This is a genomic window from Microvirga sp. CF3062 (assembly GCF_036314045.1).
Classification (GTDB): domain Bacteria; phylum Pseudomonadota; class Alphaproteobacteria; order Rhizobiales; family Beijerinckiaceae; genus Microvirga.
Map to the genome: position 1 here is coordinate 235,222 of NZ_JAYGGN010000006.1, position 23,591 is coordinate 258,812.

16 protein-coding genes are annotated in these 23,591 nt (G+C 58.9%); 10 read left to right on the forward strand and 6 right to left on the reverse strand.

The features are described 5' to 3' along the window. The first annotated feature begins 9 nt into the window (after positions 1 to 9). Complete coding sequence (locus tag VB618_RS12995) at positions 10 to 5,859, forward strand: HAMP domain-containing protein (protein ID WP_329797087.1); 5,850 nt, start codon at positions 10 to 12, stop codon at positions 5,857 to 5,859. After that, the gene (locus VB618_RS13000; RefSeq protein ID WP_329797088.1) at positions 5,856 to 7,964 is read left to right on the forward strand and encodes a response regulator; all 2,109 of its coding nucleotides are present in this window, start codon (positions 5,856 to 5,858) and stop codon (positions 7,962 to 7,964) included. Before VB618_RS12995 ends, VB618_RS13000 begins: the two co-directional genes overlap by 4 nt. A gap of 487 nt (positions 7,965 to 8,451) precedes the next feature. Here VB618_RS13000 and VB618_RS13005 read toward each other — a convergent pair whose 3' ends face one another. From VB618_RS13005 to VB618_RS13015, 3 genes are read right to left on the reverse strand one after another with little or no spacing between them, the layout of a single operon-like run. Further along, positions 8,452 to 9,222 (reverse strand): SDR family oxidoreductase, encoded by a 771-nt coding sequence (locus VB618_RS13005; RefSeq protein WP_329797089.1) that lies wholly within the window; start codon positions 9,220 to 9,222, stop codon positions 8,452 to 8,454. A 30-nt stretch (positions 9,223 to 9,252) separates the two neighbouring features. Further along, positions 9,253 to 10,629, reverse strand: a complete 1,377-nt coding sequence (locus tag VB618_RS13010; RefSeq protein WP_329797090.1) for an FAD-binding oxidoreductase — start codon at positions 10,627 to 10,629, stop codon at positions 9,253 to 9,255. Between the two features lie 37 nt (positions 10,630 to 10,666). After that, positions 10,667 to 11,866, reverse strand: coding sequence for a mandelate racemase/muconate lactonizing enzyme family protein (locus VB618_RS13015; protein ID WP_329797091.1), 1,200 nt, complete (start codon positions 11,864 to 11,866; stop codon positions 10,667 to 10,669). Between the two features lie 330 nt (positions 11,867 to 12,196). On the opposite strand from VB618_RS13015, the gene VB618_RS13020 reads away from it, so the two are divergent. The 4 genes from VB618_RS13020 to denD all read left to right on the forward strand — a co-directional run bounded on the left by VB618_RS13020 (position 12,197) and on the right by denD (position 16,163). After that, on the forward strand, positions 12,197 to 12,739 hold the full coding sequence (locus VB618_RS13020; RefSeq protein WP_329797092.1) for a TRAP transporter small permease: 543 nt from the start codon (positions 12,197 to 12,199) through the stop codon (positions 12,737 to 12,739). Then, a complete protein-coding gene (locus VB618_RS13025) occupies positions 12,736 to 14,019 on the forward strand; it encodes a TRAP transporter large permease subunit (protein WP_329797093.1) in 1,284 nt (427 codons plus the stop codon). The genes VB618_RS13020 and VB618_RS13025 overlap by 4 nt, the downstream gene beginning before the upstream one ends. A 36-nt stretch (positions 14,020 to 14,055) precedes the next feature. Further along, positions 14,056 to 15,066, forward strand: a complete 1,011-nt coding sequence (locus tag VB618_RS13030) for a TRAP transporter substrate-binding protein (protein WP_329797094.1) — start codon at positions 14,056 to 14,058, stop codon at positions 15,064 to 15,066. Between the two features lie 116 nt (positions 15,067 to 15,182). Further along, the gene (gene denD, locus VB618_RS13035) at positions 15,183 to 16,163 is read left to right on the forward strand and encodes a D-erythronate dehydrogenase (protein ID WP_329797095.1); all 981 of its coding nucleotides are present in this window, start codon (positions 15,183 to 15,185) and stop codon (positions 16,161 to 16,163) included. Between the two features lie 498 nt (positions 16,164 to 16,661). Here the strand turns inward: denD and VB618_RS13040 are convergent, their stop codons facing one another. Continuing rightward, positions 16,662 to 16,964, reverse strand: coding sequence for a hypothetical protein (locus VB618_RS13040; protein WP_329797096.1), 303 nt, complete (start codon positions 16,962 to 16,964; stop codon positions 16,662 to 16,664). Positions 16,965 to 17,138: 174 nt separating this feature from the next. Between VB618_RS13040 and VB618_RS13045 the strand changes: the two genes are divergently transcribed. The 4 genes from VB618_RS13045 to VB618_RS13060 all read left to right on the forward strand — a co-directional run bounded on the left by VB618_RS13045 (position 17,139) and on the right by VB618_RS13060 (position 21,809). After that, a complete protein-coding gene (locus VB618_RS13045; RefSeq protein ID WP_329797097.1) occupies positions 17,139 to 18,473 on the forward strand; it encodes a globin-coupled sensor protein in 1,335 nt (444 codons plus the stop codon). 572 nt (positions 18,474 to 19,045) lie between these two features. Further along, positions 19,046 to 20,026: a S1C family serine protease gene (locus VB618_RS13050; RefSeq protein WP_329797098.1), complete on the forward strand. Its 981-nt coding sequence runs from the start codon at positions 19,046 to 19,048 to the stop codon at positions 20,024 to 20,026. A gap of 100 nt (positions 20,027 to 20,126) precedes the next feature. Further along, positions 20,127 to 20,963, forward strand: coding sequence for an aldo/keto reductase (locus tag VB618_RS13055; RefSeq protein WP_329797099.1), 837 nt, complete (start codon positions 20,127 to 20,129; stop codon positions 20,961 to 20,963). A gap of 12 nt (positions 20,964 to 20,975) precedes the next feature. Continuing rightward, on the forward strand, positions 20,976 to 21,809 hold the full coding sequence (locus VB618_RS13060; RefSeq protein WP_329797100.1) for an inositol monophosphatase family protein: 834 nt from the start codon (positions 20,976 to 20,978) through the stop codon (positions 21,807 to 21,809). On the opposite strand, the gene VB618_RS13065 is transcribed toward VB618_RS13060, so the two are convergent. Next, positions 21,800 to 22,444, reverse strand: a complete 645-nt coding sequence (locus VB618_RS13065; protein ID WP_329797101.1) for a helix-turn-helix transcriptional regulator — start codon at positions 22,442 to 22,444, stop codon at positions 21,800 to 21,802. The genes VB618_RS13060 and VB618_RS13065 overlap by 10 nt on opposite strands. Beyond that, positions 22,441 to 23,556, reverse strand: coding sequence for an aminotransferase class I/II-fold pyridoxal phosphate-dependent enzyme (locus VB618_RS13070; RefSeq protein WP_329797103.1), 1,116 nt, complete (start codon positions 23,554 to 23,556; stop codon positions 22,441 to 22,443). The genes VB618_RS13065 and VB618_RS13070 overlap by 4 nt, the downstream gene beginning before the upstream one ends. Positions 23,557 to 23,591 lie beyond the last annotated feature (35 nt).

Here is a 23,591-nt window from a genome sequence, read left to right on the forward strand (position 1 = left end):
GGGGGCCTTATGTCACAAGTCGAAACCGCCATTTCGCAGCTTGATCCCAAGCTGCTGCTCAAAACATTGCGCGCATTCCGGAGAGGCGACTTCTCCGTGCGCCTGCCCTCTGATTTGACTGGGATCGATGGCGAGATCGCCGAGGCCTTCAACGATATCGCCGACCTGAACAAAGGCCTTGCCCAGGAACTGGACCGGGTGGCCAAAGTGGTCGGCAAGGAAGGGCGGATCGGCGAGCGCGGACGTTTGGCAGCCGCAACCGGCTGCTGGAGCGAGTGCATCGACTCGGTCAACTCCATGATCGGTGACCTTGTCCAGCCGACAACCGAAGTGGCCCGCGTGATCGGCGCAGTGGCCAAAGGCGATCTCAGCCAGAGCATGCAGCTTGAGATTGAAGGCCGGCCCCTGCGCGGCGAGTTCCTGCGCATCGGCAAGGTGGTCAACACCATGGTGGGCCAGCTGAGCTCGTTTGCTTCCGAAGTGACCCGCGTCGCAAAAGAGGTGGGCACGGAAGGCAAGCTCGGCGGCCAAGCCCAGGTGAAGGGCGTGGCCGGCACCTGGAAGGACCTGACCGACAACGTGAACATGATGGCCGCGAACTTGACCGGCCAGGTGCGTAACATCGCGGAAGTCACCACGGCAGTCGCGAACGGCAACCTGTCGAAGAAGATCACCGTCGACGTGAAAGGCGAGATGCTGGAGCTCAAGAACACCATCAACACCATGGTGGATCAGCTCAACTCCTTTGCCTCCGAGGTGACGCGCGTCGCGAAAGAGGTGGGTACCGAAGGCAAGCTCGGTGGCCAGGCGCAGGTGAAGGGTGTCGGCGGCACGTGGAAGGATCTCACCGACAACGTGAACATGATGGCCGCGAACTTGACCGGCCAAGTGCGCGGCATCGCCGAGGTCGTGACAGCCGTTGCCGTGGGTAATCTCACGCGCAAGCTGACCGTGGATGCCAAGGGCGAGATTGCGGCTCTGGCGGATACCATCAACGGCATGATCGATACGCTGGCCACCTTCGCCGATCAGGTGACGAACGTGGCGCGCGAGGTGGGTATCGAAGGCAAGCTGGGCGGACAGGCCCTCGTGCCCGGCGCCGCCGGCCTGTGGCGTGATCTGACTGACAACGTGAATATGATGGCGGCGAATCTCACCGGTCAGGTGCGTAACATCGCCGATGTCACGACCGCGGTCGCGAACGGCGACCTGTCGAAGAAGATCACGGTCGACGTCAAGGGTGAGATGCTCGAGCTGAAGAATACCATCAACACCATGGTGGATCAGCTCAACTCCTTCGCCTCCGAGGTGACGCGTGTGGCGCGCGAGGTGGGCACGGAAGGCAAGCTCGGCGGCCAGGCGCAGGTGAAGGGTGTCGGCGGCACCTGGAAGGACCTGACCGACAACGTGAACATGATGGCGGCGAACCTCACCGGTCAGGTGCGTAACATCGCAGACGTCACGACTGCAGTAGCGAACGGCGACCTATCGAAGAAGATCACCGTTGATGTTCGTGGTGAGCTGTTGGAGCTGAAGAACACCATCAACACCATGGTGGACCAGCTCAACTCCTTCGCCTCGGAAGTGACGCGCGTCGCGAAGGAAGTGGGTACGGAGGGTAAACTGGGCGGCCAAGCCCGCGTGGAAGGCGTCGGCGGCGTCTGGAAGGGCCTCACCGATAACGTGAACATGATGGCGGCGAACCTCACCGGTCAGGTGCGTAACATCGCCGATGTGACGACCGCGGTGGCGAATGGCGATCTGTCGAAGAAGATTACCGTCGATGTGCGCGGCGAGCTCTTGGAGCTGAAGAACACCATCAACACCATGGTGGACCAGCTCAACTCCTTCGCCTCCGAGGTGACCCGCGTGGCTAAGGAAGTGGGCTCCGAGGGTAAGCTCGGCGGTCAGGCACAGGTGAAAGGCGTCGGCGGCGTCTGGAAGGGCTTGACCGACAACGTGAACCTCATGGCCGCGAACCTCACGGGTCAGGTGCGCGGCATCGCCGAGGTCGTGACTGCGGTTGCGACAGGTGACCTTTCGAAGAAGATCACTGTCGTGGTCGAAGGCGAGATGCTGGAGCTGAAGTCGACCATCAACACCATGGTGGATCAGCTCAACTCCTTCGCCTCCGAGGTGACGCGTGTGGCCCGCGAGGTGGGCTCCGAGGGCAAGCTCGGGGGGCAGGCGCAGGTGAAGGGCGTGGCCGGCACCTGGAAGGATCTCACCGACAACGTGAACATGATGGCCGCCAATCTCACCGGCCAGGTGCGTAACATCGCCGATGTGACGACCGCGGTGGCGAATGGCGATCTGTCGAAGAAGATCACCGTCGACGTCAAGGGTGAGATGCTCGAGCTGAAGAATACCATCAACACCATGGTGGATCAGCTCAACTCCTTCGCCTCCGAGGTGACGCGTGTGGCGCGCGAGGTGGGTACCGAAGGCAAGCTTGGTGGCCAAGCGCAGGTCCGCGGTGTAGGCGGCACCTGGAAGGATCTCACCGACAACGTGAACATGATGGCGGCGAACCTGACCGGCCAGGTGCGTAACATCGCGGATGTCACCACGGCGGTCGCGAACGGGAACCTGTCGAAGAAGATCACCGTCGATGTGAAGGGTGAGATGCTGGAGCTGAAGAACACCATCAACACCATGGTGGATCAGCTCAACTCCTTCGCGTCCGAGGTGACCCGCGTGGCGAAAGAGGTGGGTACCGAAGGCAAGCTCGGTGGCCAGGCGCGCGTGGAAGGCGTGTCGGGTCTCTGGCGCGATCTGACCGACAACGTGAACCAACTTGCCGCCAATCTGACCAACCAGGTGCGAGCCATCGCGGAAGTCGCTACGGCCGTGACGCGCGGCGACCTGACCCGATCGATCACCGCGGAGGCCCTCGGCGAGCTTGCAGCACTCAAGGACAACATCAACGAGATGATCCGCAACTTGCGCGATACGACGCTCAAGAATGCGGAGCAGGATTGGCTGAAGACCAATCTCGCCAAATTCACCCGCATGCTGCAAGGTGAGCGCGACCTTGCCACTGTCTCGAACATGATCTTGTCGGAGATTGCGCCGCTCGTGAATGCACAGCAGGGCGTCTTCTACACGGTCGAGAACCGTGGCGACGAGCCGGCCCTGGAGCTCGTTGCCTCCTATGCCTTCACTGAGCGCAAGCATCTTGGAAACCGCTTCCGCCTGCGGGAGGGTCTTGTCGGACAAGTGGCTTACGAGAAGAAGCGCATTCTTCTTACCAATGCACCGAATGACTACATTAAGATCGGTTCTGCACTTGGGGAGGCCGCGCCGCTCAATATCATCGTCCTGCCGGTTCTGTTCGAGCAGGAAGTGAAGGCGGTGATCGAGCTGGCTTCATTCAACCGCTTCTCCGAAACCCATCAGTCCTTCCTTGATCAGCTGACGGAATCGATCGGTATCGTTCTTAATACGATCGCGGCCAACATGCGCACGGAAGGTCTCCTGAAGCAGTCCCAGCTTCTCACCACCGAGCTTCAGAGCCAGCAGGAGGAGTTGCGAAACACTAACGACCGTCTCGAGCAGCAGGCAGCCACGCTGCGCCAATCTGAGGAGCTTCTGCGGCAGCAGCAGGACGTGCTCCAGAAGACCAACGAAGAGCTTGAGGATAAGGCGCGCCTGCTTGAGATCCAGAAGAGGGAGGTGGAGACAAAGAACCAGGAGGTCTCCATTGCCAAGACTGCACTTGAGGAGAAGGCCGAGCAGCTCTCACTGACCTCGCGCTACAAGTCGCAGTTCCTGGCCAATATGAGCCATGAGTTGAGGACGCCTCTCAACTCTCTCCTGATTCTTTCGAAGCTTCTTACCGACAACTCCGAAGGCAATCTCACAGACAAGCAGAAGGAATTTGCCAAAACGATCCATGCGGCCGGCTCCGATCTTCTGTCACTCATCAATGACATCCTGGACCTGTCAAAGATCGAATCCGGGACGGTCAGTCTTGAAGTCTCCAACGTCGCTTTCAAGGATCTCGTCGAGAACATGGATAGGACTTTCCGCCAAGTGGCGGAGGAAAGAAAACTCAATTTCCAGGTTGAGGTCGACCCGAAGCTCCCGCTGGCCATTAGAACGGATTCGAAGCGCCTGCAGCAGGTGCTGCGCAACCTGTTGTCGAATGCTTTCAAGTTTACGGAACGTGGAGGCGTGACGCTGCAGATCGGATCCGCCGAGGGATCGCCGCTACGGGCCGGGAGCCAGTGGATCGCTATGTCTGTTACGGATACCGGCATCGGCATCCCGGAGGAGAAGCAGCGGATTATCTTCGAGGCCTTCCAGCAGGCGGACGGCACCACAAGCCGAAAGTATGGTGGAACCGGTCTTGGCCTGTCGATCAGCCGTGAGATCGCGCGGCTCCTCGGCGGCGAGATCGTCGTGTCGAGCGCGCCAGGAAGCGGATCCACCTTCACACTCTTTGTTCCAGTGGAGCCCCCCTCAAGTCATGGAGCGCTTAGCGCGGCATCTGCAGCGCGACTGAGTGGCGATGGAGCGGGATCCTACACGCCTTCTGAGGATGCCTCCGGCACGATGATCCGACAGCCTTCTGCGGCAATGGCACTTTCAGCGTCCCTCGATGATCGACATGCGATCACGATAGGGGACCGCATCGTGCTCATCATTGAGGATGATGCGATGTTTGCGTCGGTGCTGCTGGAACTCGCGCGGGAGGAGGGCTTCAAAGGCCTCATCGCCATGGATGGCGCTTCGGCGCTTGCCTTGGCTCATCGCTACAAGCCGCATGCGATCACCCTTGATATCGGCCTGCCCGACATGGATGGATGGGCGCTCCTCGACCTCTTGAAACATGACCCTAGGACGAGACACGTTCCCATTCATGTGATCTCGGTCGATGATCAGAAGAAGCGTGGCCTCAGGGCCGGTGCCTTCGGCTTCCTCGAGAAGCCTGTCGACCGCGAGGCTCTCATGGGAGCGCTCAACCGCACAAAGGAGTTCATTGACCGGCCGGTGAAGAAGCTTCTCCTCGTCGAGGATGACGACAATCAACGTATGAGCTTGTCTGAACTCATGAAGAGCGAGCAGGTCGACGTCACCGCGGTGGGAACGGCTGAAGGTGCTCTGGAAGTCATTCAGGTGAGGCCGTTCGATTGTGCCATCGTAGACCTCGGTCTGCCGGATCTGCCTGGTGCCGAGCTTATCGAGCGCATTCGCAAGACACAGGGTGGTGAGGAACTGCCGATCGTCATCTACACAGGCCAGGACCTAACCAGGGAGGAAGAGCGTCGATTGCAGAGCATCGCCGCGACAATCGTCGTCAAAGGCGAGGGCTCATCGGAGCAACTCCTCAACGACACTGCGTTGTTCCTCCACCGTGCGATCAGCGCCCTTCCGGAGGACAAGCACATTATCGTCGAACATCGCGCCGACGGGTCGTTCGATGGCCACAAGGTGCTCATCATCGATGATGACATGCGCAACATCTTCTCCCTGACGAGCGCGCTTGAGCAACATGGGTTATCTGTCATCTTTGCCGAGAACGGCCTGGAAGGCATCGAGAAGCTTCAGGCCAATCCGGATATCGATCTTGCGTTGGTTGATATCATGATGCCGGAAATGGATGGCTACGAAACGATGCGAGAGATCCGGAACATCCCTCGATATCATGATCTGCCGCTTGTCGCCGTAACCGCTAAGGCCATGAAAGGCGATCGTGAGAAATGTCTCGAAGCAGGCGCGACGGATTATGTGTCGAAACCTGTGGATATCGATCAGCTTCTCGCTGTCCTGCGCGTTCAACTGAGCCGGAGCACCTATATCCCTGAAGGAAGGAATGCTCCCAATGGCGCGGCAGGGGTCGGGTTGAACTCATGATCGAAGACTCGGGGCAGGTGGATGCAGGCCTGGGGGCAGATGAGTTTCATCTGGTCTCGGCTCGCCCTTTGGCGGATCCTATTCTGGCTAAGATTCTGGTGGTTGACGACGACCCCAGGAATCTGATCGCCGTCGAGGAAGTATTGCGATCTCCTGGTGTGGAGATCGTCACCGCCGATTCAGGCGAATCCGCCTTGCGTCAGGTTCTCCAGAGCGACTTTGCGGCCATTCTCCTTGATGTGCAGATGCCCCGCATGGATGGCTATGAGGTTGCCAGCCTCATCCGAAACAGGCCTCGGTCATCGCGGGTGCCGATCCTGTTCCTGACGGCCTTCAACAAAGACGACATGCATGTCTTCAAGGGGTATTCTGCAGGTGCGGTCGACTACGTCTTCAAGCCTATCGAGCCCATAATCCTCAAGTCGAAGGTGGATATCTTCGTCGACCTGTATCGTAAGACGGAGGAGATCCGCCGTCAGGCAGAGCAGGAGCGGCATCTGCTTATGGAGAACCTGCGGGTCCGCAGCGAGAAGCTGAAGGCCGAGCAGGCCCTACGGAGGCGCGAGGAGCATCAGGCAATCGTTCTGCAGTCGCTGCCAATCGCGCTCTATACGGCTTCTGTTCAGGAAGACCACCGGCAGCTTCATTTCACCAACGAAAGCGTCGAGCGGATTACAGGCTTCCTCCCAGAGGCCTTCCTCGAGTGTTCAGATTTCTGGTCCTCCCGGATCAATGACGAGGATCGTGATAGAGTCTTGAATGAGCTCAAGCGCTTGGAGGAAGAAGGATCTGTCAGCCTCGAGTATCGCTGGCTGTGCTCAGATGGTGTTGAACGAAATTTTCTCGATCAGACAGTTCTCATGCGGGACGACGAAGGTCGTCCGCGCGAATTCTTCGGAATGTGGTTCGATATCACAGAGCGCAAGCAGATGGAGCAGAACCTGCTCCATGCTAGCAAGCTCGAGGCTGTCGGACGCCTCACGGGCGGCATTGCTCATGACTTCAACAATATGCTGAGTGTCGTCATCGGCAATCTCGACCTTCTCAAGAAGTCCATTCAGGGCAATGAGAAGGCGGAGCGCCGGGTTCGAATGGCTATGGAGAGTGCGCAGCATTGCGCAGATCTCACCTATCGACTCCTGACATTCTCCCGTCGTCAGGCGCTGCAGGTGTCGACCATCGACGTGATGAGCCTGATGCCGAGTCTCTTGGAACTCATGCGCAGGACACTTGGTGAAAACATTCGTGCCAGCGTTCAGTCAGATGAGAGGATCTGGCCGATCCAGGTCGATCGAGCCCAGTTCGAGGCGGCACTGCTGAATCTTGCTGTGAATGCCCGCGACGCGATGCCAGACGGCGGCGATCTGACAATCACCATTTCAAACCAAGTTATGGAGGAGGGAAAGCCCCTCCCAAGCGGTGATTATGTGGCAATTGCCGTTCAGGATACTGGCATCGGAATGCCGCCTGAAGTTCTTGCAAAAGTCTTCGAGCCGTTCTTCACCACAAAGGAAAGCGGCAAGGGCACTGGCCTCGGTCTCAGCATGGTTTATGGCTTCGTTCAGCAGTGCCATGGCCGGGTAGAGGTGGAGAGCGAGCAGAATGTCGGGACGACGATCCGCATCTTCCTTCCCCGGTCTCATGAAGATGCCGAAGACATTTCTGATAGAAACGCAAGCATCGCTACGCCCTTTGGGGAAGGCCGAACCGTTTTGGTGGTCGAAGACAATCCTGCTGTCCGCCAAGTCGCTACATCAACGCTTCACTCTCTCGGATTTATGGTACACGAGGCCGAGAACGGCGACGAAGCTGCTCAGATCTTGAAGAAGAAAAAGGATATATCCCTTGTGCTCTCCGATGTGCGAATGCCCGGAGAGCTGAGTGGCATCGACCTTGCTCGCCTTGTTCAAAGTGAGCATCCTGAGATTCAGGTCCTTTTGACGACCGGCTATTTCGATGGGGAGGAGACGCTCAACGACCTCAACCTCCTCTATAAGCCTTATCGCGCAACGGATCTCGCGGAGAAGATCCAAGCTTTGATGAAGCTGCCAGAGGCTGTTGAGTTGGAGAATATTCCTTCACGACAGGCAGTCGCGGTGGCATGACCTCTCATCGATCTTCAGTTTTCAGAAGAACGAGATCTCACTGCGGCATCAAGCGTTGGTTGAATATTTACAGAGTTGCGGTGAGCGTGTCTCTGTCACCTTGCCAAGCGGTATAGAAGTCACCGGTACGATCAAGAACGAATACAGTAGGGCAGCTCGACACAGCCGACCAGCATGCCGACTCGACTGCGAATTTCAAAGCCTTGGCACGAAAATAGAACGATCCCAGATCTCTTCCGAAATGTGAGACGGTCCAGCGATTATGCTTGAACGCAACGCAGTACGCTCCGTGGGGCATCAGAAACCTCCCAAGTAGCTTGTCTGGCAAATCACAGGGGCAGTTGCTAACCATCCTGCAACGAGAACGCAACCGCCAATGACCATTTATGGGTCAAACGTTAAAGGTGAGTTTCGCCTTGCCATGACCGATGCCAGAAGTGGGAAGAAATCCCGAATGCTGAAGCCGGTTTATTCCGGCTGAGATATCTCAGAGCGAGGCTGTCACCCCTCCATCCACATAGATGATCTGCCCATTGACGAAGTTCGAAGCGTCTGAGGCGAGGAAGATTGCCGCGCCGACGAGGTCTTCCAACTCGCCCCAGCGGCGTGAGGGGGTGCGGCCGATCAGCCAATCGGAGAAAGCCTTGTCCTCTACGAGAGCCCGATTGAGCTCCGTCTTGAAATACCCAGGGCCGAGGCCGTTGACCTGAAGTCCGTGCTTTCCCCAGTCGATAGCCATGCCTTTGGTGAGCATCTTCACCGCTCCTTTGGTGGCCGTGTAGGGGGCAATGGAGGGGCGCCCGAGTTCGCTCTGGACCGAGCAGATGTTGATGATCTTGCCCCATCCACGCGGGATCATGCGTTTTGCAACGGCTTGGCCGACATGGAAGACGCTGTCGACATTCGTCTTCATCAAGGCATGCCACGCATCTTCCGGATAGTCTTCGAGGGGAGCGCGAAACTGCATGCCGGCATTGTTGATCAGGATGTCGATAGGGCCGATCTCATGCTCGATCCGCTCGATGGCTGCCTTGACGGCGCTGCTGTCGGTGACATCGAAGACCATCTCGTGCGCCGATAGACCTTCTAGGTGGAGCCGTTCGGCAGCGAGTGCAAGCTTGCCCGGTTCGCGGCCATTGAGAACGACCTTTGCCCCGGCTCTGCCCAATCCTTGAGCGAGGGCGAAGCCGATCCCGGCGCTTGATCCCGTCACAAGTGCAATACGCCCTGAGAGGTCAAAGAGATTTGCAACGTTCATCGTCATTTGCCTTGAAACCGCCGGCTGCGCTTAAAGCACACGGCCAGGATTGAGAATGCCGGCAGGGTCGAGGGTCTGCTTCATCTTGGCCATCAGGGCGAGTTCAGGTTCTGACCGGCTCAACGGGAGGTAGGGCCGCTTGATGCGTCCGATGCCATGCTCGGCCGATACTGAACCTCCAAGCTGTGAGACGAGACCATACACAAGCCCCTGAACATCCTTCTTGGTCTCGTCAGTCATATCCTGAATGGCCACATTGATATGGATATTGCTGTCTGCAACATGTCCGAAGACCACCCAGATGGCCTCTGGCCAACCCTTAGGCATTTCCTCACGAAGATGCGCGACCGCCTCTGTCATCCGGTCGAGCGGAACACTGACATCGAAACGGATCTCCTCGGGCAGGAAGCGGCCGTATTCATACGGCGTTTCCCGGTAGGCCCAGAACCGGTTCCGATCGGTGCGCGATTGTGCGACCAAAGCGTCCTTGATCAGGCCCTGCTCATAGAGGTCGCTCAGGACCAACGAGAACAACTCCGTTCCCGCCGGGTCCTCTCCCATATCCGCCTCGATCAGGAGCGTGATGTCATGCTCCGCCTCGAAGGCGTTCGGGAGACCGCAGACCTGGGTGGCGACGGTCATGAACTCGCGCCACATCGCCTCGAACACGAGCAGCCGCCCCGGATGCGCCTGCTGGAACTGGCGCAGCACAAGCAGGCCATCCTCAAAGCTCTCAACGGCGCAGAGAGCGGTCTGAAGGCCTTGGGGCTTCGGGTGCAATCCGATTACGACCCGGGTGATAATGCCGAGAGTTCCTTCGCTCCCGATGAACAACTGCGTCCAGTCATAGCCAGCGTTGTTTTTCAGCATCTTGTTGAGCGAGCGGATGACGGTGCCATCCGCGAGAACAACTTCCAGGCCAAGGATGTTGCGGCGGGCCATGCCATAGCGCAGCACCTGGTTGCCGCCCGCATTGGTGGCGGCATTGCCACCGATCGTGCAAGTGCCTCGCGCCCCGAGATCGATCCCGCAGAGATAGCCGGCCTCATCGGCGGCTTGCTGCACGGTCGCGAGCGGTGTGCCGGCAAGAGCCGTGAGCGTTGCGCTGGCGGCATCGATTTCTTCGATGCCGTTCATGCGCTCAAGCGATAGGGCGATTTCTCCTGTCTGGGGATGCGCGCCGCCTGCCAGTCCTGTCAGGCCACCTTGAGTGACAACCGGGTGACCATGCTCGTGGCAGATCCGCAGAGCGGTAGTGACATCCTCGGTCGTCTGCGGCAGGACCAAAGCTTTGGGAGGTGTGGGCGGAAGGCCGCTGGCGTCGGCACAATTGCGCAAAGGGATATCGGATCCTGTCTTAACCTGAGATCCGAGGGCGGCTTTTAGGGCATCAATCAGTTCGCTCATGGCATTCCATGTATTCAAATGCTCGTTCAAGGCTCAACTATGAGCCATCGGAAATTCTGACGATTGCATCAGCCCGGCTGCAGAGGTCCGGCAGCAACTCCAGGCCTAAGCCTGGCTTCATGTTGAGCGTGACCTCTCCGTTCGTGACGGTGGGCAGTTCCGTCACCAACTCAGTATACCAGCCCGTGTAGAACGCCCGGACACTTTCCTGGATCAAGGCATTCCCCGCATGCAGGGAGAAGTGGCAGGAGGCCGCGTAAACGACCGGCCCTGTGCAGTCATGCGGTGCAACCGGCACATGCCATGCCTCAGCGAGAGCCGCAATCTTGCGCGCCTCGGTGAGGCCGCCGCACCAGGACAGGTCGAGCATGACGACGCCGGCGACACCGGTTTCGAGATATTCCCGAAAAGCGTGAGTGTAGGAAAGGGTCTCTGATGCGCAAATCCATGCCTTCGAGTGCCGGGCATATTCCTTGAGGTCGCCGATATTGTCGAGGCGGAATGGATCCTCGTGCCAATAGGTGTCGAACTCGGTGAGAGCTGCGGCAAGTTTCTTGGCCATCGGAAGGCTCCACAGGGAGTGGAACTCGACCATGATGTCCATCTTGTCGCCAACGGCCTTTCGGATCTTGGCGAAAGGCTCAAGAGCTACCTTGAGTTCGGCAGGGGATATGTCATAGCCGTGGCTGCGCTCTGCCGCCAAATCGAACGGCCATATCTTCATGCCGGTGATGCCCTGTTCCAGCAGCGAGTGCGCCAGATCATCGGCGTTGTGCAGGAACGCCTCAAGATCTTCGTAAGCCCCCTCGGCGCTGCCGACGCCCCAGTTCGCCACCTTTTGCGCACGGCTGTCGCGAATATACCTGTACCCGGCGCAGGTGTTGTAGACTCGGATCCTATCCCGTGAACGCCCGCCAAGCATGTCGCAGATAGGCTTGCCGTGAGCCTTGCCGAACAGATCCCACAGGGCAATGTCGACAGCTGAGTTGCCCCGTGTTTCCACCCCGGCCGACCTCCAGCCGAGATAGTTCTGAAGATCGCGGTTGATGGCCTCGATCTGGAGAGGATCGCGCCCGATCAGCTTGGCTGCAGCGGACTCATGAATGTAAGCCTCCACGGCAGCGGCCCCCATGAAGGTTTCGCCCAGACCGATCAGACCTTCATCGGTGTGAAGACGGACCCAAATGATATTCGCGAATTCCTGGAGGCGAATGGTTTCAACGCCAGTGATCTTCATTGAGCTCTCGCCATGGCTACAGCCTATCTGGGCATGAAAGACAACAGACAACAACAGTTACAGTAAGTGACCTGGCCTCTGGCGAGCGAGGTGCGATATCCACCAAAATGCGATGAACATGGGTATTCATAAGTATAATTCGAAACATTAGAACGCTTCCCAAAAGCCTGCTCCTGTTCCAGCATCCGGCGCTTCAAGCCTGTTCCACACCGAATTGACACTCTCTGAGACTGGGCCTTAGATCAGTAAAACTTTGCCCGTGAACGACCTTGAACAGTCGCCGGAGGCGAACAGAATTATGTGGGCAGGAACCGGAGACAGGGAGTAACGGTGAACAGGGCTGTATCCTACTTCTTCAAGGGTCTGGAGGGGCTCTTGGTCCTCCTGCTCGCCGCCATGGTCTTCATGGTGTTCGGCAATGTCGTCCTGCGCTACCTCTTTGATACCGGGATCGACGTATCCGAGGAACTCTCCCGCTACTTCTTCGTCTGGCTGACCTTCATCGGAGCCGTCGTGGTGGGGCGGCAGAACGCCCACCTGGGTGTCGAAACCCTGGTATCCCGGCTGGGTGATCGGGGCCGTAAGATCTGCATGGTTCTGTCAGACCTTTTCGTGATCGGGTGCTGCGTCGTCTTCTTCTGGGGGACTTGGCAGCAGGCGGAAATCAACGCCACCAATTACGCTCCGATCACAGAAATCTCGATGCTCTGGGTCTATGGCGTCGGCTTCTTCGCAAGCATCGGTCTCGGTCTCATGGCTGCCCTGCGCATCCTGAGGGTCGTCAGCGGGCGCCTGAGCGATCAGGAACTGCGGGCTTTCGCGGGAGACTACAGTGACGATGAAGCCCATACTCTGAGAGGGCACCTCGAGTGACGATTGTCGTATTCCTCACGTCGCTCCTGGGAGCCATGGCCCTGGGAATGCCGATTGCCTTTGCGCTCATCGTCTGCGCGCTGGCACTGATGCTCTGGCTTGGCAACTTCGACAGCCAGATCGTGGCGCAGAACATGATCATCGGAGCAGACAATTTCCAGCTTCTGGCGGTTCCGTTCTTTCTCCTGGCCGGGGAGTTGATGAATGTCGGAGGCCTATCGAAGCGCATCGTCAACTTCGCGCTGGCGTGCCTGGGCCATGTTCATGGCGGGTTGGGCTATGTCACAATTGTGGCCGCCCTGATTCTTGCAGCCCTGTCGGGCTCCGCCGCAGCAGACACGGCGGCTCTCGCGGCTATTCTTATCCCGATGATGCGAGATGCGGGCTACAATATCCCACGCGCCGCCGGCCTCATTGCAGCCGGGGGAATCATCGCTCCCGTGATCCCGCCCTCCATCGGGTTCATCATCTTTGGCGTTGCGGCCAATGTCTCGATCTCGCAGCTATTTCTTGCCGGTGTCGTGCCTGGCTTGATGATGGGTATTTCGCTGGTCGTGGCGTGGGCAATCGTCAGCAGAAAAGACAAGATGAAGACCTTCCCGCGCACCACCATGCGGGAGCGCGGGAAGGCATTTGTGGACGGGTTCTATGCGCTCCTGATGCCGGTTATGATCCTAGGCGGAATCAAGTGGGGCATCGTCACGCCGACAGAGGCGGCAGTTCTCGCCGCCGTCTATGCTCTTTTGATTGGCATGTTCGTCTATCGTGAGCTGAAGCCCTCGATGCTATACGGGGTGTTTCTCACGGCAGCCAAAACGACCGCCGTGGTGATGTTCCTCGTGGCAGCGGCACTCGTGTCCGCCTGGCTGATCACTCAAGCCAACATTCCGGGTGAGATCAGTGGACTCATCGAGCCTCTGATGGGCAACAAGACGCTCCTCATGTTCGCCATGATGTTCCTTGTCGTCATCGTCGGAACGGCACTGGATTTCTCCCCGACTGTTCTGATCCTGACACCGGTTCTGATGCCGATCGTCAAGCAGGCAGGCATCGACCCGGTCTATTTCGGCGTTCTGTTCATCATCAACAATGCGATCGGATTGATCACGCCTCCGGTCGGGATTGTGCTGAACGTCGTGAGCGGCGTTGCCCGTGTTCCGATGGGAGCCGTGATCCGAGGCGTCAACCCGTTCCTGATCGCGCAACTCATCGTGCTTGTCCTGCTCATCGTAGTTCCTGAGCTGGTGACAGTACCCCTTGCTTGGCTGCGGGGGCGATAAGTCGCTTAAAGTTTAACAAAGAGAGAGGAAACAACCATGAAAGCATTCAAATTCACTCTTGCTGCAGGCGTTGCGGCGACAATCCTTGCGGCTGTTCCGGCCTATGCCCAGTTCACCGAGCGCAACATTCGTCTTTCCAATGGTGTGAACGAGGACCACCCCAACGGTAAAGGGGTCGATAAGTTCAAGGCTTGCCTTACTGACAAGTCAGGCGGAAAGCTGAAGGTTCAGGGCTTCTGGGGCAATGCCCTCGGCGGCGATCTGCAGGCTACCCAGGCTCTTCGCTCCGGCACGCAGGAGATGGTCGTTACCTCGAGCTCGCCACTGATCGGCATCCTGCCGGACCTTGGGGTGTTCGACCTGCCGTTCCTGTTCGCCAACGAGAAAGAGGCCGATGCAGTTCTCGATGGCAACTTCGGAAAGCAAATCGATGCGAAGCTCGAGTCCGTCGGACTCGTCAATTTAGCCTATTGGGAGAACGGGTTCCGCAACCTTACCAACTCGCGCCGCCCGGTCGAGAAGTGGGAGGACTTCAAGGGACTCAAGGTTCGCGTCATGCAGAACAACGTGTTCCTCGATACCTTCAAGACCCTGGGAGCCAATGCCGTCCCGATGGCTTTCGGTGAAGTGTTCACAGCCCTGGAGACCAAGGCCATCGACGGTCAGGAAAATCCCTTCGTGACGATCGACACCTCTAAATTCTACGAGGTGCAAAAGTATCTGTCAGTGACCCGCCATGCCTATACACCGTTCCTTGTTCTCTATTCCAAGAAGCTGTGGGATGGGTTGTCCAAGGACGAGCAGGCGGCTTTGCGCGATTGCGCCGTTGTGGCCCGTGATGAGCAGCGCAAGGTCTCCCGCGAGCTGTCGCAAGCCTCGCTCAACAAGATCAAGGGTGAGGGTACCGTGGTCAACGAGCTGAATGCACAGGAAGCTGATCGCATGCGCGAACAGGCGAAGAGCGTCTGGGAGAAGCATGCTACCACCATCGGTCCGGAGACCGTGAAGATGATGCAGGACGAACTGACGAAGGTTCGGGGGAAGTAACTCTCCTACTCTTGGAAGGAGTGGCGCCGCTCGGCAGCGGCGCCACATACGTTTTTCCATTCCGTTTGGAATTCTGACAGCCGGCTGCGGCTTTTCTGAAGAAGGGATTTTGACCAATGCAGATCCTCATTCTCGGAGCCGCTGGAATGGTCGGCCGCAAGCTCGTCGAGCGCCTAGTGAAGGAGCGGCATCTCGGCGGACATGAGATTACCCGCCTTGTCCTGCATGACGTGGTCGCACCAGAGCGGCCTGAGGCGACGTTTGCAATCGACACCCTGACATCTGATTTCTCCATTCCAGGGGAGGCAGAGCGCCTGGTGGCAACTCGCCCGGATGTCATCTTCCATTTGGCCGCGATCGTTTCCGGCGAAGCCGAGTCCGATCTGGACAAGGGGTACCGGATCAATCTGGATGGCACCCGGTTCCTCTTCGATGCCATCCGCCAGATCGGAGACGGGTATCGGCCACGGCTGGTCTTTACGTCATCCATCGCCGTGTTTGGGGCGCCGTTCCCGGAGGCAATCGGGGACGAGTTCTTCCTGACGCCTCTCACGAGCTACGGCGCACAAAAGGCCATCGGCGAACTGCTGCTGGCCGACTACTCACGGCGCGGGTTCTTTGATGGGATCGGGATCCGACTGCCGACCATCTGCGTGCGCCCCGGCAAGCCCAACAAGGCCGCTTCAGGGTTCTTCTCAGGGATTATTCGTGAGCCTTTGAACGGGCAGGAGGCTATCCTGCCGGTGCCGATGGATGTGCGGCATTCCCATGCCTCTCCGCGATCTGCCGTCAATTTCCTCATCCACGCGGCAACCCTTGACCTCTCGCAAGTTGGGCCTCGTCGTAATTTGACAATGCCGAGCGTGTCGGTGACGGTTGCGGAGCAGGTCGATGCGCTCAGGCGGATCGCCGGCGAACGTTGCGTCGCCTGGATCCGCCATGAGATCGATCCGAACATCGTACGCTTTGTCGAGGGTTGGCCCAGGCGCTTCGACGCCCGAAGGGCCAAGAGTCTGGGTTTTCAGGCAGAGGGAAGTTTCGAGGAGATCATCTCGATCTATATCGAGGACGAACTCGGAGGCGTTCTGCCGGACTAATAGCGCTTCGACGCGAAGCGTCTTTGCGGATCCTGCTAGCGGTGAGGGTGCTCTGGAAAGAAGCGCTGTCTGAGAGCAGCCCATTTCTGAATGGCCCAGATCGTAAAGCGACCGACGGGCTTGCGCAGGAAGGGGATGTCATAGGCCATTAGCAGCAGGCCCAGAGGTAGCATCCATAACCCTAAGACGGGCAGGATCGAGAAAATTCCCCCAAAAACGAGAAGAACGCCAACGGGCAACCTGATCCACTTGGCGTCGGGGTGGCGAAGATTTCGGAGTACTCGCGCAACTTTGCCAGGCACCTCATGTTCCAGATGCCTGAACGCCTGTCTCAGAACAGCTCTGCCGCTAGTGGCTCTCATGCCCTTTGAAGTGCTCACTCATGAAAAGAGTTCCGCGACCAGTTCGGAGATCCTGCATCCGACTGCAATAGAGGAGTTCGGGGTCCAAAGCTCAGAAAATATTCCTGCGGTGAGTTGCCCGTCATCTATCAGCGTATTAAGCGTCAAGCCTCAAAAGAGCAGCAGCCACGGCCTGCTTTCCCTGCTCGCCGATCATCGAGGCTCTCAGAGCTCTCTCTTTCTGATCGAGGCGCTGAAGATAGGGATCGAACTCAAGCGGAAGTGCAGGGTCCCCCAGGAAGCGCGGCTTGTCTCCACGCTCATAGTATTCTGCTCTCAACATCTGGCCCAAATGGTCCTGAATGTTAGCCGGAAGCGAGGGGGTGTTGCGGCGGTGCCGCGGTGCAACCTTGTTTGCTTCTGACGAATAGAGATATTCTGTTGCGCTATTGATCATCATGTAGCCCCACAACTGCTTAGATCAACGCGCCATTCCGACCTTGGTTGCAGCTCGGGCAGGAGGAGCTGCAAAGCACAATACTCCGAGTATCCGGGAATTAAGCCAGTAGGTGTTTGCAAGCTCCAACCAAGCCTGAATGGCTAGAGGTTCTCTCATTGATTTGGAGTACTTGCATTGCACAACGATAAAGCGATTGCAGACCGGCTCATATTTATCGGTATCGATGACGGCGTTCGTCAGGAATTGCGTTCGGTCTGGCAGGATATTCATCCTGTTCTGCCTGGGATCCTTGAACGGTTCTATGAACACATGCACCGGCAGCCGCAGCTTTCCAAGATGATTGGAGCGCAGCAATCACGCCTCGTATCGGCTCAGCTGCAACATTGGGGGCGCCTGTTCAGCGGTAGCTTCGATGATGCCTATGTGGATGGCATTCGCCGTATTGGTTTGATTCACAACAAGATCGGCCTGGAGCCTCGATGGTATATCGGAGGCTATGCGTTCGTCCTGAACGAGCTTGTCACCTCTCTCTCGAGAAAGCATCGCTTCAACGGGGCCTTGCTGGCCCGCAAGCTTTCCGTCGTGAACCGGGCAGTCATGCTGGATATGGATTTCGCGATCTCCGTGTATCAGGACGCCTTCGTTCAGGAGCGGCAGAAAAAGGGCGAGATGCTGGCGCAGGCTGTTGCCTCCTTCTCCAGTGCAGTTCATGAAAGCCTGCAGATTTCAGGCTTGGCGAGTGAAGCTCTTTCTGAAAGTGCAGCCGCTCTCGATGCTGCCACGACCAATGCCAGCAGCCTTGCAACTCAAGTGACAGGTGCCGCAGAGCAGAGTGCATCCAATATGCAGTCCGGTGCAGCGGCCACGGAACAGCTTGCCTCATCCGTTCGCGAGATCGGGCAGCAGGCCAGCCGCTCCGCCGACGTCGCACGGCACGCCTTGCAGAGTTCCCGGCGGACGAAAGACACCGTCACTGGACTGGCCGAGCAGGCTAGGCAAATCGGAGATGTGGTCGATCTGATCGAGAGGATTGCCGCTCAAACCAACCTGCTTGCACTCAATGCCACTATTGAGGCGGCCCGAGCTGGAGAGATGGGCAAGGGATTTGCTGTGGTGGCCCAGGAGGTCAAGACCCTGGCGAACCAGACTGCCAAGGCCACGACGGAGATCGGCTCCCGCATCGGCGCCATTCAGGAGGCAACCCGGCAAAGCGTCATCGATATCGACGACATCGGGCGCATCATGGATGACTTAAGCGGCATAGCCACGGCAATCGCTGCTGCGGTTGAGGAGCAGGCTGCCGTCACATCGGAGATTGCCGTGAACGTCAACCAGACGACCGATCATACCCGTGCGGTGGTGCACAGCATCGAGGCTCTGTCAGGGTCGACGGCTTCCGCCGCGTCGGCGGCTTACCAGGTATCGAATGCCAAGCAGACTCTGGATCAGCAATTGCAGCGGCTGAGGCAGGATATCGACCACTTTCTCGAAAAGGCCCAGGCAGCATAAACGCGTCGACGGGCGGCTGCATTCCTTATCTTCTTCAAAGCTCCCAGGTCGTGTCCTTTTTGATACAGACACACCTTCGCAAATCAGACACCTTGGCGGTTGACGCAGCGGCATCGTTCCGTGTGCCGTGAGAGACGCAATGGTTTCTCCGTGGGGGCAAGGGTGGACCAGGTGGATCTTGAGATCGAGCATATTGCCCGAGCGTTTTTTATCGCTCGGCATGAGGCGGGAGCTTGGGAGGATGCCTCCCGAAGCCTAAAACATGAGTTTCGGCTCTATGCCAGACAAGCCCTGAGCATGCTGGAGAGGCGCCAAGATCTGGTGCAACGGGTCGACCTGGAGGCATCTCCGGTCAGGGTCCTGGAGACCGCATAAGGCGATCCTAGCTCTCCCTCCTTGAGACACGACCAAGCCTCTCGTTCCGAGATCGAGCCAACGTCCTGGTCTTGATTCAACTTGCCCTGAGAACACGGCTTTTTGTGCGTCAAAAAGGGGAGGGCTGTTGAAGGGATGGTTTTTCCTGCCATGTTGAAAGGGTGCAGGCTCTCGGCGGAGAGACCGGGGAGTTTTTGATGCAGCCACCCGACGAATGGGAAATCCCTCCTGAATTCCAGCCCGATCCGAGGCTTCTCGATTACGATCTGAAGAACGCCTTGTCGGCCGTGGTTTCCCTGCGAGCGCGTGTTCCCGAGGATGCTTTTACCGCCGAGACCCTCGGGGTGGAGAGGGCGGGGCAGGGCGCGGTCATCCGGGATGACGGCCTCGTCGTGACGATCGGATATCTCATCGCCGAAGCCGAAGAGGTCTGGCTCACCACCAACCGGGGGCGGGTCGTGCAGGCACATGTGATCGCCTACGACTACGAGAGCGGCTTCGGCCTGGTGCAGGCGCTCGAGCCTCTTGGCGTGCCTGTCCTGGCCCTTGGGGACTCCAGGCGCCTTAAGCCGGGAGAGCAGGTCGTCGTAGGGGGAAGCGGAGGCCAGATCCACTCCTTGGCGGCCCAGGTGGTCGCCTGCCAGGAATTCGCAGGTTATTGGGAGTACCTGATCGACGGTGCCATCTTCACCGCGCCGGCTCACCCCAACTGGGGCGGAACGGCGTTGATCGGTCCACGCGGGGATCTCATGGGCATCGGCTCCCTCCAACTCCAGCACCAGGCCTCCGGCGGAACCGTCGTGCCCCTCAACATGAGCGTGCCCATCGATCTCTTGAAGCCCATCCTCGATGATCTCCTGACCTCCGGCCGAGTCAAACGCGAGCCGCGGCCCTGGCTCGGGTTCTATGTCGCGGAGGCGGAGGACGACGAACTCACGATCATCGGCCTTGCAGGAGATGCCCCGGCACAGCGGGCCGGCTTGCGAGCCGGTGATCAGATCCATGCAGTCGGCGACCAGAGCGTGACCTCTCTGGCGGAGTTCTACCGGGCTATCTGGGCGCTCGGTCCGGCCGGTGTTGATGTTCCCCTCACCCTTGAGCGGGAGGGCGACAGGTTCGATGTGACGGTCAGATCGGCGGATCGAGGCCGCTTCATGAAGACCCCCCGTCTGCAATAGCACCTGTCCTCTGAAAACATCCTCGGAAATCGCTGACTTGCCTGAGTGAGGGCAGCTTCCAGATTGGGTTGTGAGGGCGATTGCCCAAGGAGAGCTGACGATGAACCCGACTGCCACCCTGCCGAACGGTGAAAGCATTCCCGCACTCGGACAAGGCACTTGGCAAATGGCCGAGAGAGCCGCCCGCCGGGCAGGGGAGATTGAGGCTCTGCGCCTCGGGGTGGAACTCGGAATGACCCTCATCGACACTGCCGAGATGTACGGTGAGGGAGCCGCCGAGGAACTGGTGGCTGAGGCTCTGGCTGGAGAGCGGGAGCGTATATTCCTCGTCAGCAAGGTTTACCCTCACAACGCGAGCCGGCAGGGCGTGATAGAGGCCTGCGAGCGCAGCCTTCGGCGGTTGAAGACGGATCGGCTCGATCTCTACCTCCTGCATTGGCGTGGAAGTATTCCGCTGGAGGAGACGGTTGCCGGCTTCGAGGAGCTTCGCCGGTCCGGCAAGATCCGCCACTGGGGCGTCAGCAACTTCGACGCGGACGACATGGAAGAACTGCTTGGCGTGCCGGCGGGAGAGAGCTGTGCCACCAACCAAGTTCTCTACAATGTGACGCGCCGTGGCCCCGAGTTCGACCTCATTCCCTGGATGGAGGCTCGCCACATGCCGTTGATGGCCTACAGCCCGATCGAGCAGGGAAGGCTTCCCGGAGGTGGTGCGCTACAGGTCATCGCGGAGGCATATGAGGCAAGCCCGTTCCAGATTGCTCTGGCCTGGCTGCTGAACAGGTCAGGGGCGATTGCTATCCCGAAGGCGTCCAGCGTCGAGCATGTGCGGGAGAATCATAAGGCGCTGGAGATCCGGTTGACTCCGCAGGACTTGGCAGCCATCGATGCCGAGTTCCCGGTGCCGAAACGCAAGCGTCCGCTCGAGATGATTTAGGTGAGCAGTCTCATGAATTTCTCCCGATCCGACGCCATGACCGTCGCAGAACTTCTCAGATCTGCGGCTCAGGCGGAGATCCTGCCACGATTTCGGAATCTTTCCGCTGGTGCCATCCGGACCAAGTCCTCGCATCTCGACCTTGTCACGGATGCGGATGAGGCAGCCGAGCGGATGATCGAGGCGGAGCTTCAGCGTCTGTTCCCGGCAGCCCTCGTGGTCGGAGAGGAGGGTGTGAGCCACAATCCTCGGCTGCTCGATGACTTGGACAAGGCTGACCTCGCCTTCATCCTCGATCCCGTCGACGGCACGCTCAATTTTGCATCCGGGCTCCCACTGTTCGGCGTCATGGCGGCCGTGGTGGTGAAGGGGGAGGTCGTCTGCGGGGTGATCCTAGATCCGATCTCGGACGATTGGGCCATGGCCGTTCGCGGAGAGGGGGCTTGGATCCAACGCCCTGACGGCAGCACAGCTCCTCTGCGTGTTGCATCCGCCGTTCCACTCGCCGAGATGGCAGGCAATGTCTCCTGGCGCTATCTTCCCGAAAGCCTGCGGCCCGTGGTGACGGGCAACCTACCGAAGGTCGCCATGGCGGCCGATCTCCGGTGTTCGGCGCATACTTATCAGCTGATCGCCGCAGGTCATCTGCACTTCTCGTTCTCATCCAGTGTCATGCCCTGGGATCATGCGGCCGGCTGGTTGATCCATCGCGAAGCTGGCGGCTACACGGCACATTTCGACGGTTCTCCCTACCGTCCGGCCAATCGGAGCGGCGGCCTTATCAGCGGGCCCGACGAGACGAGTTGGCGGGCCGTGCGTGACGCGCTCCTTCCTCCTCAGGCCTGATCCTTCTTGCGAAGATAGTTGTAGACGGTGGCACGGCCAAGGCCGAGGATTCGAGAGATGTAGGCCGCCGCATTGCGCCCGCCGAAGGCACCGTCGCCGGCCAGATCGGCGACGAGCTGCTGCTTCTGCAGGCGCGTCATCTCAGCAATGGAGAGCCCGCGTTCATGGGTCCAGCTCTGGATGTATTCGTTGATGCGCTCGTGCCAATCCTCCTTGAACAGGGACGCCGGCTTCTCGGCAGAGTGGGGAACTGCCACAAGAGCTGCCAGCGTCTGCATCACCGCATGGAAATGTGACACATCGACGTTGATGCAGAGAATACCGATGCCCTTGGAGCCTGCACGAAGAACGGCGCTGACCGACTTGATGCGCCGCCCGTCCCAGTTCACCTTCTCGTAAGGGCCGATGATGACGTCCGACGGCTTGAAATCGATCTCATGCAGGAGAGACGGTTCGCCGAGTTCCCGCTTGGAGAACGGATTCGACAGATGGACGACCGTCTCCGTCAAAAGATCGTGCAGCACCACTTCCGCATAGGGCTGGAAGAGCAGGGCAATAGCGTCGCATACCGGAGCGTAGGCCGCCAGCTCCAGCGCAAGGTCTGTTTTCGGAGACGCCTTCTGCGCCTGTGTCATGTGAGTTCCGCGCGAACGAAGGCCGCAAGGCGCTGAAGACCGGCCTCCAGATGATGGGCAGGGGCGCCGATGCCGACCCGGATGTAATGATCCATGCCATAGACATCGCCCGGCAACAGCATGATGCCGCGCTCCTCGCGCAGGCGATGCACCAGCTCCGTCGAGTTCATGGACACGGCATAGCGGAGGAACGCCATGCCACCGGCTTTGGGCGGCACGAACGAGAACAGGTCGTTGTTCTCGTCGACCCAGCGCTGCAGGAGGGCGAGATTCTCGCGCAGGATGCGCTTGCTGCGGGACAGGATCTCCTGCCGCTTTGCAGGCTCCACAACGATCTCGGCCACGAACTCGCTGACGGCGCCGGTCGTAATCGAGGTGTAGTCCTTGCGCTGCCACGAGGCGTAAATCTCCTGCGCGGGTCCGACGAGCCAGCCGATGCGCAGGCCCGGGAGCGCCATCGCCTTCGAGAGACCGCTGGTGATGATGGCCTTCTCGTAGAGATCCGCGAAGCTCGGAGGCTCGTCCTGCTCCAGCTCCGCTCCCTTGTAGACCTCATCCGCGTGCAGGTAGATCCCATGTTCGCGGGCAATCGCCACGAGCCCGTCCATCGTCTCTCGCGACAGGACGCTGCCTGTCGGGTTGTTCGGGTTGCAGATCGTCATCATCTTCGTGCGGGCCGATACGGCCTTACGAACGTCGTCGAGATCGGGCGTCCATCCCAGCTCCTCCCGGAGAAGAACCTCCTTGACGGTTACGCCGATGGCCCGGGCCCACCCCCAGATCTGCAGGTAGTTCGGAACGAAGACGACGAGTTCGTCGCCCGGTTCGAGCAGCGACATCACAAGCAGGAAGTTCGCCTCGGCCGAACCATTGGTGACGATCACCTCGTCTGCCGTACGCTCGGTGTACAATCTGGCGACAGCCTGACGCAGCTCGATCCGCCCGTTCGTCCAGCCGTAGCCCAGCTCCACATCGAGCAGTTGTGCCTGTTGCTCAGGCGTCAGGAGTTCACGCAGGGAATAAGGATGCACCCCGCTGTCGGACAGGTTGTACTCGACCGTGTTCTCATACAGCGACTGAATGCGCTCCAGCGTGAACTCTTCGATTTTCATGGGATCCCCGTAAGGCTGAGCGAGATATTGCGGCT

Excerpts from the sequence above, each read along its gene's own strand:
- VB618_RS13010 (WP_329797090.1), bottom strand. The coding sequence starts at position 10,629 with ATGAGCGAACTGATTGATGCCCTAAAAGCCGCCCTCGGATCTCAGGTT.
- VB618_RS12995 (WP_329797087.1), top strand. The coding sequence starts at position 10 with ATGTCACAAGTCGAAACCGCCATTTCGCAGCTTGATCCCAAGCTGCTG.
- VB618_RS13050 (WP_329797098.1), top strand. The coding sequence starts at position 19,046 with ATGCAGCCACCCGACGAATGGGAAATCCCTCCTGAATTCCAGCCCGAT.
- VB618_RS13005 (WP_329797089.1), bottom strand. The coding sequence starts at position 9,222 with ATGAACGTTGCAAATCTCTTTGACCTCTCAGGGCGTATTGCACTTGTG.
- VB618_RS13040 (WP_329797096.1), bottom strand. The coding sequence starts at position 16,964 with ATGATGATCAATAGCGCAACAGAATATCTCTATTCGTCAGAAGCAAAC.
- VB618_RS13030 (WP_329797094.1), top strand. The coding sequence starts at position 14,056 with ATGAAAGCATTCAAATTCACTCTTGCTGCAGGCGTTGCGGCGACAATC.
- VB618_RS13055 (WP_329797099.1), top strand. The coding sequence starts at position 20,127 with ATGAACCCGACTGCCACCCTGCCGAACGGTGAAAGCATTCCCGCACTC.
- VB618_RS13015 (WP_329797091.1), bottom strand. The coding sequence starts at position 11,866 with ATGAAGATCACTGGCGTTGAAACCATTCGCCTCCAGGAATTCGCGAAT.
- denD (WP_329797095.1), top strand. The coding sequence starts at position 15,183 with ATGCAGATCCTCATTCTCGGAGCCGCTGGAATGGTCGGCCGCAAGCTC.
- VB618_RS13060 (WP_329797100.1), top strand. The coding sequence starts at position 20,976 with ATGAATTTCTCCCGATCCGACGCCATGACCGTCGCAGAACTTCTCAGA.
- VB618_RS13065 (WP_329797101.1), bottom strand. The coding sequence starts at position 22,444 with ATGACACAGGCGCAGAAGGCGTCTCCGAAAACAGACCTTGCGCTGGAG.
- VB618_RS13070 (WP_329797103.1), bottom strand. The coding sequence starts at position 23,556 with ATGAAAATCGAAGAGTTCACGCTGGAGCGCATTCAGTCGCTGTATGAG.
- VB618_RS13000 (WP_329797088.1), top strand. The coding sequence starts at position 5,856 with ATGATCGAAGACTCGGGGCAGGTGGATGCAGGCCTGGGGGCAGATGAG.